14 protein-coding genes are annotated in these 15,602 nt (G+C 64.0%); 11 read left to right on the top strand and 3 right to left on the bottom strand.

Annotated features, from left to right (window positions below; all coding sequences use genetic code 11):
* Positions 1-63 precede the first annotated feature (63 nt).
* The 5 genes from LB569_RS30395 (at position 64) to LB569_RS30375 (ending at position 5,405) form a co-directional block, all read left to right on the top strand.
* The gene (locus tag LB569_RS30395) at positions 64-1,659 is read left to right on the top strand and encodes an ABC transporter substrate-binding protein (RefSeq protein ID WP_224695218.1); all 1,596 of its coding nucleotides are present in this window, start codon (positions 64-66) and stop codon (positions 1,657-1,659) included.
* An 83-nt stretch (positions 1,660-1,742) separates the two neighbouring features.
* Positions 1,743-2,582: an alkaline phosphatase family protein gene (locus tag LB569_RS30390; protein WP_224695217.1), complete on the top strand. Its 840-nt coding sequence runs from the start codon at positions 1,743-1,745 to the stop codon at positions 2,580-2,582.
* Positions 2,583-2,744: 162 nt separating this feature from the next.
* Entirely contained in the window at positions 2,745-3,311 is a 567-nt protein-coding gene (locus tag LB569_RS30385) for a sigma-70 family RNA polymerase sigma factor (RefSeq protein WP_224695230.1), read from the top strand.
* Entirely contained in the window at positions 3,308-3,976 is a 669-nt protein-coding gene (locus LB569_RS30380; protein ID WP_224695216.1) for an anti-sigma factor, read from the top strand. Before LB569_RS30385 ends, LB569_RS30380 begins: the two co-directional genes overlap by 4 nt.
* Positions 3,966-5,405, top strand: a complete 1,440-nt coding sequence (locus LB569_RS30375; RefSeq protein ID WP_224695215.1) for a S8 family serine peptidase — start codon at positions 3,966-3,968, stop codon at positions 5,403-5,405. The genes LB569_RS30380 and LB569_RS30375 overlap by 11 nt, the downstream gene beginning before the upstream one ends.
* 11 nt (positions 5,406-5,416) lie before the next feature.
* On the opposite strand, the gene LB569_RS30370 is transcribed toward LB569_RS30375, so the two are convergent.
* Positions 5,417-5,911, bottom strand: a complete 495-nt coding sequence (locus tag LB569_RS30370; protein ID WP_224695214.1) for a hypothetical protein — start codon at positions 5,909-5,911, stop codon at positions 5,417-5,419.
* Between the two features lie 99 nt (positions 5,912-6,010).
* On the opposite strand from LB569_RS30370, the gene LB569_RS30365 reads away from it, so the two are divergent.
* The gene (locus tag LB569_RS30365; protein ID WP_224695213.1) at positions 6,011-6,919 is read left to right on the top strand and encodes a LysR family transcriptional regulator; all 909 of its coding nucleotides are present in this window, start codon (positions 6,011-6,013) and stop codon (positions 6,917-6,919) included.
* 27 nt (positions 6,920-6,946) lie between these two features.
* Here the strand turns inward: LB569_RS30365 and LB569_RS30360 are convergent, their stop codons facing one another.
* Together LB569_RS30360 and LB569_RS30355 are read right to left on the bottom strand one after the other, a co-directional pair.
* Entirely contained in the window at positions 6,947-7,504 is a 558-nt protein-coding gene (locus tag LB569_RS30360) for a hypothetical protein (RefSeq protein ID WP_224695212.1), read from the bottom strand.
* A 152-nt stretch (positions 7,505-7,656) separates the two neighbouring features.
* Positions 7,657-8,679, bottom strand: coding sequence for a substrate-binding domain-containing protein (locus LB569_RS30355; RefSeq protein WP_224695211.1), 1,023 nt, complete (start codon positions 8,677-8,679; stop codon positions 7,657-7,659).
* Between the two features lie 363 nt (positions 8,680-9,042).
* On the opposite strand from LB569_RS30355, the gene LB569_RS30350 reads away from it, so the two are divergent.
* The 5 genes from LB569_RS30350 (at position 9,043) to LB569_RS30330 (ending at position 15,555) form a co-directional block, all read left to right on the top strand.
* Positions 9,043-10,398 carry an ABC transporter substrate-binding protein gene (locus LB569_RS30350; protein WP_224695210.1) on the top strand — a complete coding sequence of 452 codons (1,356 nt, stop codon included), beginning with the start codon at positions 9,043-9,045 and terminating at the stop codon, positions 10,396-10,398.
* Positions 10,399-10,572: 174 nt separating this feature from the next.
* Complete coding sequence (locus tag LB569_RS30345) at positions 10,573-11,586, top strand: carbohydrate ABC transporter permease (protein ID WP_140702885.1); 1,014 nt, start codon at positions 10,573-10,575, stop codon at positions 11,584-11,586.
* Between the two features lies 1 nt (position 11,587).
* A complete protein-coding gene (locus LB569_RS30340; RefSeq protein ID WP_140702887.1) occupies positions 11,588-12,742 on the top strand; it encodes a carbohydrate ABC transporter permease in 1,155 nt (384 codons plus the stop codon).
* Between the two features lie 4 nt (positions 12,743-12,746).
* On the top strand, positions 12,747-14,411 hold the full coding sequence (locus LB569_RS30335) for an alpha-glucosidase (protein ID WP_224695209.1): 1,665 nt from the start codon (positions 12,747-12,749) through the stop codon (positions 14,409-14,411).
* A gap of 31 nt (positions 14,412-14,442) precedes the next feature.
* Entirely contained in the window at positions 14,443-15,555 is a 1,113-nt protein-coding gene (locus LB569_RS30330) for an ABC transporter ATP-binding protein (protein WP_140702891.1), read from the top strand.
* Positions 15,556-15,602 lie beyond the last annotated feature (47 nt).

Raw genomic sequence — 15,602 nt, 5'->3', positions numbered from 1 at the left:
CTAGGCAGGGTCGGGCCGAAGCCAACAAAGCACGCCAAATTGTTTTTCAACAAGGGGTAGGACATGAAGACTGAACTTGATCATCTCGCTGATCTCGCTGATCTCGCTGGCCAGGGCCGGATATCGCGTCGCGACTTTCTTGGCCGCACCGCGGCGCTTGGCGTATCCGCCGCGCTGGCAACGACGCTGGCCGGGAAAGCCTTCGCACAGAGCCCGGTCAAGGGCGGCATCCTCAAGGCTGGCCTGCAGGGCGGCGAGTCGACCAACAGCCTCGACCCGGCGCTCAACCTCAGCCAGGTCACCTACAGTTTCAGCAAGCAGTGGGGCGAGTACCTTGCCCGGCTGAGCCCGGACAACAAGCTCGTCAACCTGATCGCCGAAGACATCGGCGCTTCCAAGGACGCCAAGACGTGGACGATCAAGATCCGCGACGGCATCGAATTCCACAATGGCAAGACCGTCAACGCCGAAGACGTTGCCGCCACCATCGAGCGCCATGCCGACGAGAAGTCGAAGTCGGGCGCGCTGGGCATCCTGAAGAACATCAAGGGTGTCAAGGCCAGCGGCAAGGAAGTCATCGTCACGCTCGGCGATGCGGACGCCGATTTCCCCTATCTGATGGCCGACTACCACCTCGTCATCCAGCCGAATGGCGGCAAGGACAATCCGAACGCCGGCATCAGCGCCGGTCCCTACAAGGTCACCGTCAACCAGCCGGGCGTGCGTCATGGCGGCGAGCGCTTCGCCAACTACTGGCAAGGCGACAAGTTGGGCCATGCCGACCAGGTCGAGATCGTCGTCATCAATGACGCGACGGCGCGGCTTGCCGCGCTGCAGGGCGGCCAGGTGCACATGATCAATCGCGTCGAGCCGAAGGTTGTCGACTTGGTCAAGCGTATTGCCGGCGTCAGCATCGAGAACGTCTCAGGCAAGGGCTACTATCCCTTCAACATGTTCTGCGACACCAAGCCCTTCGACAACAACGACCTGCGCATGGCGCTTAAGCTCGCCATGGACCGCGACGAGTTGTTGGAGAAGATCCTGCGCGGCTACGGCTCGGTCGGCAACGACTTCCCGATCAACGAAGCCTATCCGTTGTTCACTGCCATCGAACAACGCAAGTTCGATCCCGAGAAGGCGGCAGCACTGTACAAGAAATCCGGACACAGTGGCTCAATCGTGCTGCGCACGTCGGACGTTGCCTTCCCGGGTGCCGTCGATGCGGCCCAGCTTTACCAGCAGAGCGCGGCCAAGGCCGGAATAAAGATCGAGATCAAGCGTGAGCCCGGCGACGGCTACTGGTCCGAAGTCTGGAACAAGCAGCCTTTCTCGCTCTCCTACTGGGGTGGACGCGCCACCCAGGACCAGATGTATTCCACCGGCTATGTCTCGACCGCCGACTGGAACGACACGCGCTTCAGGCGGCCGGAATTCGACAAGATGCTGTTCACGGCGCGCGGCGAGCTCGATCAGGACAAGCGCAAGGCGATCTACCACGACATGGCGATGCTGATGCGCGACGAAGGCGGCCTGATCGTGCCGTTCTTCAACCAGTTCATCGACGCCGCCGCCACCAACAAGATCAGCGGCTTCGTCAAGAGCCCAATCGGCGAAATGATGGACGGCTACGCGCTAGGCGAGTGCTGGCTGAACGCCTGATGCTTGCCTGCCACTGAAAAGCGGCGCGTGTCCGTGCGACCCGCGGCGCACTCGATTCAACAGACAATCGCATGGAGCTGCCCGTGGCGCTCAAGACCAAGCTTCTGCTGATCATCCTCGATGGCGTGCCCTACCGGAACTGGCGCCGGCTGATGGGCAATCTCGAAGGCTGGGTGCAATCGGGCGAGGCGCGGGTCTGGAAAATGCGCTCGGTACTGCCGTCGACCTCGGCCTGCTGTTATGCCTCGATCCACACCGGCGTGTCGCCGCAGGTGCACGGGATCCTGTCCAACGAGAACCGCTTCCGCGTCGCGCAGCCGGACATTTTCTCGGAAGTCAGCAAGGCCGGGGGCAAGACAGGTGCCGTCACCCATTCCTACTGGTCGGAATTCTTCCGCTCCTACCCTTTCGACCTTATCGAGGACATGGAGTATGACGAGCCTGGCGGGCCGATCACGCATGGCCGCTTCCACACCATGACCGGCTACAATCTCAAGAACCAGATGACGCCGAGCGACGTCGACCTGTTCGCGACGCTGACCATGCTCACCCGGCGCCACGGCATCGACTACGGCATCCTGCACACCTGCACGCTGGATTCGATGGGCCATCGCTTCGGCCATAACTGTCACGAGATGGACCATGCCTGCTACGCCATGGACGCCATGTTGGCGGCCTTCCTGCCGGGCTGGATCGACGCCGGTTACGAGGTCATGGCCACCGCCGACCACGGCCAGACCGACCGCGGCCACCATGGCGGCCATGACGACGAGATGCAGGATTTCGCCCTTTATTATTTTGGCCAGGGCAAGGGGCCGGAGGCGGGTGTGCTGCTTGATCAGTTGCAGCTCGCGCCGACCATTTTGAGTCGGCTTGGCGTGCCGGTGCCGGCGACGATGAAGGCGAAGCCGTTTCTGGGATGAGCGGCCGCCCGTCCCTCCTCCCCACAGGGGAGAAGGGAAAAAACCGCACCACTGGCCACGTTCCCACTCTTCGGTTAGCCTCCGCAAATTCCTTGGCGGAGGATGAACCTTTTTGGACCGATCGGCGACAGAGCAGACAGGAGCCAGGCGGCTCAACCGGCCATGACGGCGGCGGCGGAGACCGATCGCGCGCTTGTCGACCGGGTCGCGAAGGGCGACCGGGCCGCCGTGCGGCTCCTGTTCATGCGTCACCACGCGCGGATCTACCGCTTCGTGGCGCGCCAGACGGGATCGGAAATGATGGCTGACGATATCGCCAACGAAGTGTTTCTCGAACTGTGGCGCCAGGCGCCGGGCTTCGAAGGGCGCTCCGAAGTCTCGACATGGCTGCTCGGCATCGCCCGCTTCAAGGCGCTCTCGCTGCTGCGCAAGAAGAAGGAAGACTGGATCGACGACGAGGCCGCGGCGCAAGTGCCCGACAGCGCCGATACGCCCGAGGTCGTCACCATGAAGGAGGACAAGGCCGCCGCCTTGCGCCGCCTCATCGACGCCCTGCCCGAGGAGCACCGCACGGTGATCGACCTCGCCTATTATCAAGGGCAATCGGTGACCGAGATCGCGCAGGTGCTCGACATCCCGGTCGCGACCGTCAAGACCCGGATGTTCTACGCCCGCAAGAAACTCGGCGAAGCCCTGAAGGCCGCCGGTTACGACAGGGGGTGGCCATGAGCGCCGCTGAAAAGATGTCGCGCCGCGACGAAATGGAAACGCTGCTGCCGTTCTACCTGAACGGTTCGCTCGAAGGCTCCGACCTCGAAGCCATCGAAGAGTGGCTGGCCAGCGATCCGGCGGCACTTGCGGCACTTGGCGAGGCGGAAGCCGAATTCTCCGGCACGTCGGCGGCCAATGAGGCGATCCGCCCGCCGGCCGATGCGCTCAGCCGCTTCGCCAAGGCGCTCGACGCCGAGGCAGGGCCCGCACGCATGCCGGCAAGCGCGTCCTGGCTGGCGCAGGCCTGGGGCCGCTTCATGGCGGTGCCGGTCGGGGTCGCCTGGGCGACGGCCGCGGTGCTGCTTGGCTTGATCGCGGTGCAATCGCTGGTGCAGCCTGGCGGCAAGGGCGGAAATTTCGAGATCGCCGGCACGGAAGAGGATCTGGCCAAGATGCCGTTCGCGCTGGTCAAATTCAAGCCGGATGCCAGGATGGCCGACATCGCCGTCTTCCTCGACGCCAACAAGCTCAAGATCATCGGCGGACCGACCGCCGACGGTGTTTTCAAGCTCGCCATTCCGGCGACGACCGCCGCCGACTACGACAAGGCGCGCGGCCTTATTGCCGCCCAGCCTTTCGCGGAAACTGTGATCGAGGGAAGGAAACCGGCCGATGGCGGCTGAGGCGCTCGTTCGATTTGCGGCGATCCTTGCGGCGGCGATGACAATCGCCCCCGTGCCTGCATCGGCGCAGACCAACGCCACCAACCCCGACCGCGCGAAAATCGATTGTAGCAACGAGGCCAATGCGACAGCGGCCGACTGCGTCAAGGACGGCGGCGGCGCCAAGGGCGGGTCGGGTGCGGCAGAGGCCGGCGCTGTTTTTCTGCCCGCCCTGATCGTCGACCTCTTCCCCAACCCCATCGCCCCTCCGGCACCGGTACCGACACCACGGCCGGGACCCGCCACACCGCCCGGAGGCAACCAGGCCGGCCCGCCGCCGGGTGGGCCGATCGTCTCGCCGACCGATCTCATCGCCGTCCAGCCGCGGCGCGCCGTGACCGGCGAATTCGTGCCCGACGAGGTGCTGGTGACCGTCGATGGCGATGCCGGTGCCGTGCAGCAGATCGCCGCCTCCTTCGGCCTTGAAGTGCGCTCGCAGCGCCAGTCCCGTCTGCTCGGCACCACTTTGGTGCGTTTCGGCATTCCCGATGGCCGCCCGGTCGGCGTCGTGCTGGCGCAGCTTGCCGCCGATGGCCGCACGCAACGCCGCGAGCCCAACCATATCTACTCGCTGCAGCAGGCGGCCGGCATCGTCAATTATGCCTTCGACCGCATCGCGCTCGACGCCAAACAGGCGAGCGGCGAGAACGTGCGCATCGCCGTCATCGATACCGGCATCGACGACACCAACCCGGCACTTGCCGGCGTCATCGCCGGACAGTTCGACGCCATGCCGGACGTGCCGATCGAAAAGCGCGATCACGGCACCTCGATCGACGGTCTGATTGCCGGCGTCGGCGCGCTGGAAGGCATGGCGCCGGGCGCCAGAATCTACCACGCGCGCGCCTTCGAGGGCGGCAAGTCGACCATGGACGTCATCCTGTCGGCGCTCGACTGGGCGGCGGACCAGAATGTCAGCATCATCAATATGAGCTTCGTCGGCCCGAAAAACGACCTGCTCGGCACCGCCTGCCGCAATGCCCGCGCGCTCGGCATGGTGCTGGTCGCGGCGGCCGGCAACAACGGGCCGAAGGCGCCATACGGCTACCCGGCCGCCTTCGACGGCGTCATCGCGGTAACGGCCACCGACGCCAAGGACGGACTGATGCCGCAGGCCAATCGCGGCGCCTATGTCTTCATCTCGGCGCCCGGGGTCGAGATGGTGGCGCCGAGCGGCGCCGGCTCGGACGTCGTCACCGGCACCTCGTTTGCCGCGGCAATCGTCAGCGGCGCCATCGCCAACCTCATCCATGCCACGCCCGACCGCTCGGCCGACGACATCGAGAAGGCGCTTGCGGCGACCGCGAAGGATCTCGGGCTTAAGGGGCGCGACAATGATTTCGGCTATGGGCTGCTGGACACCAAGGCCGCAGAGGCGGCGAAGGAATAGCCGGCGATGGCTCAGGCCACGCTTTGCCGGGGACGGAGCAGGAGCCAGAACGCGGCGATGTGCGTGATCATCAGCAGCGGCACATAGATGATCGGGATCGCATAGGTAGCACCCAACTGGCCCGCGTGTTCCGGAAGGCCAGTCTGGATGGCGTGGTAATAGTCGGCGACGAGGTCGACCATGCCTGTCAGATTGAAGGCGACGACGAATGTCCCGAAGAGCGGGCGAACTCGCACCGTGAGCAATGCCAGCATGGCCAGCACGCCGGTGGCGAAGTCGCCATAGGCGGCGAACACGGCGAAGCCGGCGGGCAGATCGGGACCGACGACGCCTGGAAGCAGGAAGACGAGCCCGAAGAAGCGGAAGCTGTGCAGCGTGGCCATGGCGCGTAGCGCCGCCACGCGATCCATGCTGCTCAACCAAGGCATGCCATAGGCACGGAAGCAGAGCAGCCATGCGAGATAGCCGAGAACGAGCTGGACCTGGAACAGTATTTGCGTCGACATCTGGTTTTCTCGCACAGGTGGTCGCGCGGTTCCGCGCGCTTCGACCCTTAGCTAAACCTGCTTCCAGAGTTCGACCATCCGCTGTAATCAGAACAACCCATGAAGCAGAGCTACACAATACGGCACGGCGCGCTGGACGGAGTCGAGGTGTTCCTGGCTGTCGCAAGGCACCGGAATTTCCGCCGTACCGCCGCCGAGCTTGCAGTAACGCCGTCCGCCGTGAGCCAGGCGGTGCGCGCGTTGGAAGCGCGCTTGGGAACCGCGCTGTTCGTCCGCACGACGCGCAGCGTCGGCTTGACCGAACCCGGTCAGAGGTTTCTTGACCGCGCCGGCCCGGCCTTCGAAGAACTCGTCTCGGCCGGCGAGGCCGCCCGCGATGTAGGCCAGCGGCCGACAGGGCTTCTGCGCATGTCGGTGCCCCGCGCCGTCGTGCCGCTGATCCTGGAGCCGATGATCGCGTCGTTCTGCCGGGCTTATCCCGAGATCGAGCTGGAGATCGCCGCGAGCGACGAGATGGTCGATCTCGCGGCCGGCGGCTACGATGCCGGCATCCGGCTTGGCCAGTTCATCGCGCCCGACATGGTCGCGGTGCGGCTGACGCCGCCATTCTCCTTCGTGGTCGTTGGCAGCCCGGACTATCTCGAGCGCCACGGCACCCCCGAACAGGTCAGCGATCTCAGCCGCCATGCCTGCCTGCGCCTGCGCCGCGCGAACGGCGCCATCGCGCACTGGTCCTTCGCCGACGGCAACGGAGCGATCGAGGCGGCGGTCTCAGGCCCACTGATCGCGCACGACTATCCGACCTTGCTGGGAGCCGCGATCCAGGGCGTCGGCCTGGCGCAGGTGCCTCGGCCCGTCGCCGACGGCGCCATCGCTCAGAGAAAGCTCGAGCCGGTGCTGGAGGGCTTTGCCGGCGCGACGCCGGGCGTTTTCCTCTATCATCCCGGCAAACGCCAGGTCCTGCCGAAGCTGCGCGCCTTCATCGATCATCTCAAGTCCGCGGACTGAACGCCTCGCCCCAGGAGGCGGTCTCGATCAACCCGCCGCGAGGGACCCGGTCCGACGGACGAGCAGAAGCGCCGCGCATCCGAACCCGGCAATGGCCAAGGCGACGATCGACAGCCAGCGTATCAATACCGCCTGCTCATCCCGACCGATAACCCGGTAGAGGCCATTGATCTCGACCATTTCCGAGCTGGACAAGCGCTTCTTGGGCAGCGTTCGATCGGTGTAGAAGTATTTGGTCATGGCATTGAACTCGAGTTCGCTGCCGTTGAACATTTCGGTGGGGTTCAGGTCGGAGGTGACATGGCCCGCATAGTTGCGTTCCTGCGTGGAGCGTATGTCAACGGTGTTGAAGTCCGGCTTGGCGGCGCCCGCATGAAACCAGCCGGGCGAAAACACGTCCACCGGCCCGGAACGCGGCAGGTGCGTGATCGGCTGGTTGACGATTTCGATCACTTTCCGCTCTGCCCGCGCGGCTTCCGCGTTTGCTGTTTCGATGCCTGGCAACGTCCAGAAGGCAGCGCCGGCAACGGTCAGCAAGAGCGCCGCCAGGCCAATCAGAGGCACGAGACGGCCGGTCGTGCGCACCGGTGTCGCGATGCGGCCAACCGAGGCAGCCGGAGCGCGGCTCGCGCGCCCGCGCCGGCCGAAAGCCGTGCCTGGCTGATCGATTTTCATCGACCTATGTTGAGATAAGCGGGCTAACGCAGGGTTAAGAGGCACTCGATTTGGGGCTGACCTTAGCCCGGCGCCCCGGCAACCGAGCCCCTGATCACCAGGTCGACCGGCCAGACCTCGCCGCGCGCGCCCTCTTCGAGGCCTGAAATCCGTGCCGCCAGCCGCTCGGCGATGCGCGCGCCGGCCAGCCGGATGGAGGAGCGTGTCGTCGACAGCGGCACGGAAAAATTTTCCGGCTTCAGCCAGGGAAAGACATCGTCATGGGCAATCAGCGAGACGTCGCCGGGAATGCTGAGCCCGAGATCGCGCACCGCGCGCACGACGCCGAGCGCCATGATCAGGCTGGAGCAGGCGATTGCCGTCGGCGCGCCGTCCTGTTCGAGCAGACGCCGGGCGGCGCGATAGCCGTTCTCTTCGGTCATGACGACGGAAGAGACATGGCGATCGTCCAACATCAGGCCGCTCGCGGCCAGCGCCCGGCGCATCCCGCGCTCGCGGTGAATGGCGAAGGTTTCCCTGTCATCGCCGTTGATCAGCGCCAGCCGCCGGTGACCGAGCTGGACGAGCAGCCGGGCCGCCTCGTGGAAAGCACCCTCATTGTCGATATCGAGATAGGGATAGTCGAAACCGGAGCCCTCGCTGCGGCCATGGACGATGAAGGGAATGCCGAGCGTATTGACCAGCGCCACGCGCCGGTCGGTGGGCCTGGGCGAGGAGATGTAGACGGCATCGACCTGCCGGTTGGCGACGATGCGCCGATAAGTGGTCTCCTGATCGTCGGCGTCAGCCGGCGACAGGACGAGGTCGAGCTCGTGCGAGCGGGCATAGTCGCCAAGACCGGAGAGGAATTCGACGAAATGCGGGTCGATGTCGACGGCCGCACCCGTCGGCAGGACGTAGCCGATCATTCCGGACTTGCCGGTGGCCAGCCGGCGCGCGCTCGGATTGGGACGATAGCCGTGGCGCTTGGCGGCATCCATGACGCGCGTGCGGGTTTCCTCGTTGACTTCGGGATAGCCGTTCAGCGCCCGGCTCACGGTTGTCTGCGAAAGCGCCAGCATATGCGCGAGTTGCTTGAGGTTCACGAGAGGCCTCCTGCCTCAAAGCGCTTTCAAATTGAATCGACCCAAACGCCATTCAGGACGCGGCCATGTCGCAAGGACCATAAGCGTGCCGGGACTGGGTTTGAAACAAAAATTGCTGTTGCAGTGCCGAAAAAGCATGCTGCGGTGCACTTTCTACGACCCGGGCGGCTGGGAATTAAATCGATTAGCTTGCCAGCCCCCTTGACTCCCGACCGATTCAATGGCCAGATCGCCAAAGCCAAAGCGCTTTGGAAGACTCTTCGAAAGGTTGCGGTTCCTTTGCGACTGAGTCACAGTCCTGCGGCGTCGGCGGGCGGAATGGAGGTTCCGTCCGGTGTATGTGACCCACTGGGAGGAATACCGATGAAGAGAATGCTTTTGCTGGGTGTTGCGTCCGCCGCATTCGCCCTGAGCGCGCCCGCGCATGCCGAACTGAAGTTCAAGCCGGGCGAGGATTCGAAGTTTCACTGGGCGAATTACGACGACCTCAAGAAAGTCGACCTCAAGGGCGAAACCCTGTCGATCTTCGGACCATGGCGCGGCGAGGACGAGACGCTTGTCCGGTCCGTACTCGATTATTTCTCCGAGGCCACCGGCGCTGAGGTCAAATATTCCTCGTCCGAGAATTACGAGCAGCAGATCGTCATCGACACCCAGGCCGGCAGCCCGCCCAACATCGCCGTGCTGCCGCAGCCGGGCCTCATCCAAGACCTTGCTTCCAAGGGCGTGCTGACCCCGCTCGGCGACGACGTCGCGGCCTGGGTGAAGGAGAATTATGCCGCCGGCGACTCCTGGGCCAAGCTTGGCACCTACAACGGCAAGGACGGCAAGCCCGGCTTCTACGCGCTTCCCTACAAGATCGACGTGAAAGGGCTGGTCTGGTACTCGCCCGACAATTTCGAGGAAGCCGGCTACAAGGTGCCGACGACGCAGGAAGAACTGGCCGAGCTCGAGAAGAAGATCATCGCTGACGGCGGCAAGCCGTGGTGCATCGGGCTTGGCTCGGGCGGCGCGACCGGCTGGCCGGCGACCGACTGGGTCGAGGACATCATGCTGCGCACGCAGCCGCCCGAAGTCTACGACAAGTGGGTGAAGAACGAGATCCCGTTCACCGATCCGGCGGTGGTCAACGCCATCGACATCTTCGGCAAGATCGCCACCGACGACAAGATGGTCGACGGCGGCGCCAAGGCGGTCGCGGCGACTGACTTCCGAGACAGCCCGAAGGGTCTCTTCACCGTGCCGCCGAAGTGCTACATGCACCATCAGGCATCGTTCATCCCTTCCTTCTTCCCCGAGGGCACTAAGCTCGGCCAGGACGCCGACTTCTTCCCCTACCCGCCCTACGCCTCCAAGCCGGAACTGGGCACGCCGCTCGAAGTCGCAGGAACGCTGGTGATGATCACCAAGGATTCCAAGGCGTCGCGCGAATTCATCAAGTTCCTGCAGATGCCGCTCGCGCATGAATTGTGGATGGCGCAGAAGAGCTTCGTCACCCCCTTCAAGGGGGCCAACAAGGACGCCTATGGCAGCGACGCGCTGAAGAAGCAGGGCGAAATCCTGGTCGGCGCCACGACGGTGCGCTTCGACGGCTCAGACCTGATGCCAGGCAAGGTCGGCGCCGGCTCCTTCTGGACCGGCATGATCGACCTGGTCGGCGGCAAGTCCGCCCAGGACGTCGCCGCCGACATCCAGAAGAGCTGGGACGCCATCAAATAGGCCGCCGCGGCGACCTGATCCTTCCTGATCTTTTTACTGGATCCGGGCTTCGGCCCGGATCCGACCGGCGGCGCACGCCGAAGCCTTCGCGTTTCGATTGTTCCGAACAACTGAAAGTCGGTGCATCCGATCGCCAGCATTCGCCTGGCCGGTCATGCGCAGGGAGAGGGACCCATGGCGACTCAGATTTTCTCGGCAATATTCGTCATCATCATCGGTGTCGGCGGCTGCGTCGCCTATTTCTGGGGCGCCAACAAACTGCTCGACCTGATCTTCCCCGCGCGCGGGGTGTCGGGGACGGCCGCCGTCAACAATCTGCGCCGGCAGGGACTGGTGCGGCCCTGGCTGTTCGTCGGTCCGGCGCTGATCATCCTGACCATCTACCTGGTCTATCCGGTGATCGCGACGTTGTGGCTGTCTTTCTTCGACCGCGGCGGCACGAGTTTCGTGGGATTCGCCAACTACGAATGGGCGCTGCGCGATCCGGATCTGCGGAACGCGATCCGCAACAACATATTGTGGCTGGCGGTGGTGCCGGCGGCCTGCACCTTCCTCGGCCTCATCATCGCCGTGCTTACCGACAAGATATGGTGGGGCACGATTGCCAAGAGCCTGATCTTCCTGCCGTTGGCCATCTCGTTCGTCGGCGCCAGCGTGATCTGGAAGTTCATCTACGAATATCGCGGCGAGGGCCAGATCCAGATCGGCCTGCTCAACGCCATCATCCAGTATTTCGGCGGCCAGCCGCAGGTCTGGATATCGCTGCCGTTCTGGAACAATTTCTTCCTGATGGTCATCCTGATCTGGATCCAGACCGGCTTCGCCATGGTCATCCTGTCATCGGCTCTGCGCGGCATCCCCGAGGAAACACTCGAAGCCGCGGTCATCGACGGCGCCAACCCGTTCCAGATCTTCTGGAAGATCATGGTGCCGCAGATCTGGGGCACCATCGCGGTGGTATGGACCACCATCACCATCCTGGTGCTGAAAGTCTTCGACATCGTCCTGACCATGACCAACGGCCAATGGAACAGCCAGGTGCTGGCCAATCTGATGTTCGACTGGATGTTCCGCGGCGGCGGCGATTTCGGCCGCGGCGCGACCATAGCCATCATCATCATGATCGCCGTCATTCCGATCATGATCTGGAACATCCGCCAGGCCAACAAAGAGACGGGAGGGCACTGAGATGGCCGTCGCGACCGGAAATTCCTTCGCCAGCCGTTTCGGCGTCCATATCGCGGTGCTCGTCTTCGTGGTGATCTGGACCATTCCCACGCTCGGCATCCTCGTCTCGTCGCTGCGCGACAAGGACCAGATCATCGCCTCGGGCTGGTGGAATTCCTTCGCCAGCTCCAGCCAGACGGAAGCCGGGCGGCTGCCCGCCGCCTCGGCGCAGACACAAAAAGACGGCAAGTTCGTTCTCGAGGGCAACATTTTCGGCGACGGGGCCAAGCGCAGCATCAGCGCCTTCGGCGTCAAGGCGGCGGCACCGACGCAGTATCCCGCCGGCACATCGGCCGATCTCGGCGACGGCGTGACCCTGCAGGTCAATGCCGACGGCAGCTTCGTCATGGCCTCGCCCAAGGCGTTCGAGGGCGACCGGGGCCAGCGCGTCTACTACGCTTCGTCGGCGCCGCCGAAATTCACCACCGACAACTATCAGACCGTGCTGTTCTCCGAAGGCATCGGCCGCTCCTTCATGAATTCGCTGACGGTCACCATCCCGGCGACCGTCATCCCGATCCTGATCGCGGCCTTTGCCGCCTATGCGCTTGCCTGGATGCGTTTTCCAGGCCGCGCGCTCTTGATCGCGGTCGTCATCGGCCTGCTGGTGGTGCCGCTGCAGATGTCGCTCATCCCGCTGCTGAAGCTCTACAACGGCGTCGGCACGTTCTTCGGCGTGCCGTCCAAGACCTATCTCGGCATCTGGCTGGCGCATACCGGCTTCGGCCTGCCCTTCGCCATCTACCTCCTGCGCAGCTATATTGCCGGGCTGCCGCGCGAGATCATGGAATCGGCGCGCATCGACGGCGCCAGCGATTTCGAGATCTTCGTCAAGATCGTGCTGCCGCTGTCCTTCCCGGTGCTTGCCTCCTTCGCCATCTTCCAATTCCTGTGGGTATGGAACGATCTGCTGGTGGCAATGGTTTTCCTCGGGACGGCGCCCGACCAGATCGTGCTGACGGCCAAGCTCAATGCGCTGCTCGGCTCGCGTGGCGGCAACTGGGAAATCCTGACGACATCGGCCTTCATCACCATCATCGTGCCGCTGATCGTCTTCTTCTCGCTGCAGCGCTATTTCGTCCGCGGGCTGCTGGCCGGCTCGGTGAAAGGAGGTTGAGACAATGCAATCGGCTTTGAAGGCGACTTCGAACCCAGACCCCGCCGTCGACCGCGACTGGTGGCGGGGCGCGGTGATCTACCAGATCTATCCGCGCAGCTATCAGGATTCCAATGGCGACGGCATCGGCGATCTCAAGGGCATCATCGGCAGGCTGCCCTACATTGCCGCCCTTGGCGCGGATGCGATCTGGATCTCGCCTTTCTTCAAATCGCCAATGAAGGATTTCGGCTACGACGTCTCGGATTATTGCGACGTCGACCCGATGTTCGGCACGCTGGCGGATTTCGATGCGCTGACGGCGGAGGCGCACCGGCTGGGCCTCAAGGTGATGATCGACGAGGTGCTGTCGCATACAGCCGACATCCATCCCTGGTTCAAGGAAAGCCGCTCGAGCCGCGCCAATGCCAAGGCCGACTGGTATGTCTGGGCCGACGCAAGTCCTGACGGCACGCCACCCAACAACTGGCTGTCGATCTTCGGCGGCTCGGCCTGGCAGTGGGACACCAGCCGGCAGCAATACTACCTGCACAATTTCCTGGCCGAGCAGCCGGACCTCAACTTCCATAACGCGGAAGTCCAGAACGCGCTCCTCGACGTCACCCGCTTCTGGCTGGAGCGCGGCGTCGATGGCTTCCGCCTCGACACCATCAATTTCTACTTCCACAGCCAGGGGTTGGAAAACAACCCGCCGCTGCCGCCGGAAAAGCGCAACGACCAGACCGCGCCGGCGGTCAACCCCTACAACTACCAGGACCATATCTACGACAAGAGCCGGCCGGAGAACCTCGCCTTCCTGGAGCGCTTCCGGGCGCTGCTCGACGAATATCCGGCGACCGCCGCTGTCGGCGAGGTCGGCGATTCGCAGCGCGGGTTGGACGTGGTCGCCGCCTATACCGCCGGCGGCAAGCGCGTGCATATGTGCTATTCCTTCGACTTCCTGGCGCCGGAAAAGATCAGCGCCGCCAAGGTCCGCTCGGTGCTGGAAGCTTTCGGCAGGGTGGCCAGCGACGGCTGGTCGTGCTGGGCGTTTTCCAACCATGACGTGATGCGCCCGGCCTCGCGCTGGGCCACCGGCGAAGCCGACCCGACGGCCTATCTCAAGGTGATCTCGGCCTTGCTGATGTCGCTGCGCGGCTCGGTCTGCATCTACCAGGGCGAGGAACTCGGGCTCGGCGAGGCCGAACTGCGCTTCGAGGATTTGCAGGACCCCTACGGCATTCGCTTCTGGCCGGAATTCAAGGGCCGCGACGGCTGCCGCACGCCCATGGTATGGGATGGCAGCGCCAGGAATGGCGGCTTCTCGCAAGCAAAACCCTGGCTGCCGGTGCCTGCAAAGCACCTGTCGCAGGCGGTCAACGTGCAGCAAGGTGACGAAACTTCCCTGCTCGAACACTACCGGCGCTTTCTCGCCTTTCGGCGCGCCCATCCGGCGCTGGCCAAGGGTGAAATCTCTTTCATCGAAAGCCAGGGCGACACCGTCGCCTTCACCCGCCGGGCGGGCAATGAAGAGATCGTCTGCGTCTTCAATCTGGGCGCCGCGCCGGCGAAGGTTGACCTCGGCAGCCGAACCCTTCAACCTTTGCCGGGACACGGATTTTCCGGGCAGGCAAGCACCGGTTCGGTCGAACTCGGCGGTTACGGCGCCTGGTTCGGGCGCATAGGCTAAAAACATCTGAGGAACCACTGGGAGAAAATCAATGGCCGATGTCAATTTGAGACAGGTGAAGAAGTCCTACGGCAATCTCAACATTCTCCACGGCATCGACCTCGACATCAAATCGGGCGAGTTCATCGTCTTCGTCGGCCCGTCGGGCTGCGGCAAGTCGACCTTGCTGCGCTCGATCGCCGGGCTCGAGGAAATCACCTCGGGTGAACTCAAGATCGACGGCGAGGTGGTCAACGACGTGCCGCCGTCGAAGCGCGGCATCGCCATGGTGTTCCAGTCCTACGCGCTCTATCCGCACATGACCGTCTACGACAACATGGCCTTCTCGATGAAGATCGGCAAGGAAAGCAAGGCCGAGATCGACAAGCGAGTGCGGCAGGCCGCCGAGATCCTGCAACTGACCAAATATCTCGACCGCCTGCCCAAGGCGATGTCGGGCGGCCAGCGCCAGCGTGTCGCCATCGGCCGCGCCATCGTGCGCAATCCGAAAGTGTTTCTGTTCGACGAACCGCTATCGAACCTCGACGCGGCACTGCGCGTCGCCACGCGTATCGAGATCGCCAAGCTCAAGGAATCGATGCCCAGCACGACCATGATCTATGTCACGCACGACCAGGTCGAGGCGATGACGCTGGCCGACCGCATCGTGGTGCTGAAGGACGGCCATATCGAACAGGTCGGCACGCCGATGGAGCTCTACAAGAGGCCGGGCAACCTCTTCGTTGCCCAGTTCATCGGCTCGCCCGCAATGAACATCTTGCCGGCGACGGTCGACAAGACGGGCAATCCGACCGTCATCAGCCATATCGGCGGCCGCAAGGCGACGGTGCCGATCGCGACGCCGGCTTCGGCGAAGGGAACGGCGGTCAGCTTCGGCGTGCGGCCGGAAGATCTCGCGATCGCCGACGGTACGGAGTATCTGTTCGAGGGGACGGTCGACTATGTCGAACAGCTCGGCGAGGTCCAGCTGGTCTATGTTGACATCGGCCGGGCCGACCTGCCGCTGGTGACCAAGCTGCCGGGCAATGTCGAGGTCAAGCGCGGCTCGACGCTGCGGCTGACCGCCAATGCCGGCGACCTTCATATTTTCGATGCGGACGGCCGCTCCTTTGCCCTCCACGAAGCGGAAGCAAAGGCGGCCTGAAGGAGAGGCCGGTTCCGATAATGCAAAACAAAAGCGGGGGGCAAGGC

It is taken from the genome of Mesorhizobium sp. BH1-1-4 (genome assembly GCF_020165665.1).
Classification (GTDB): Bacteria; Pseudomonadota; Alphaproteobacteria; order Rhizobiales; family Rhizobiaceae; genus Mesorhizobium.
This window is presented reverse-complemented; position numbering and strand designations above follow the sequence as displayed.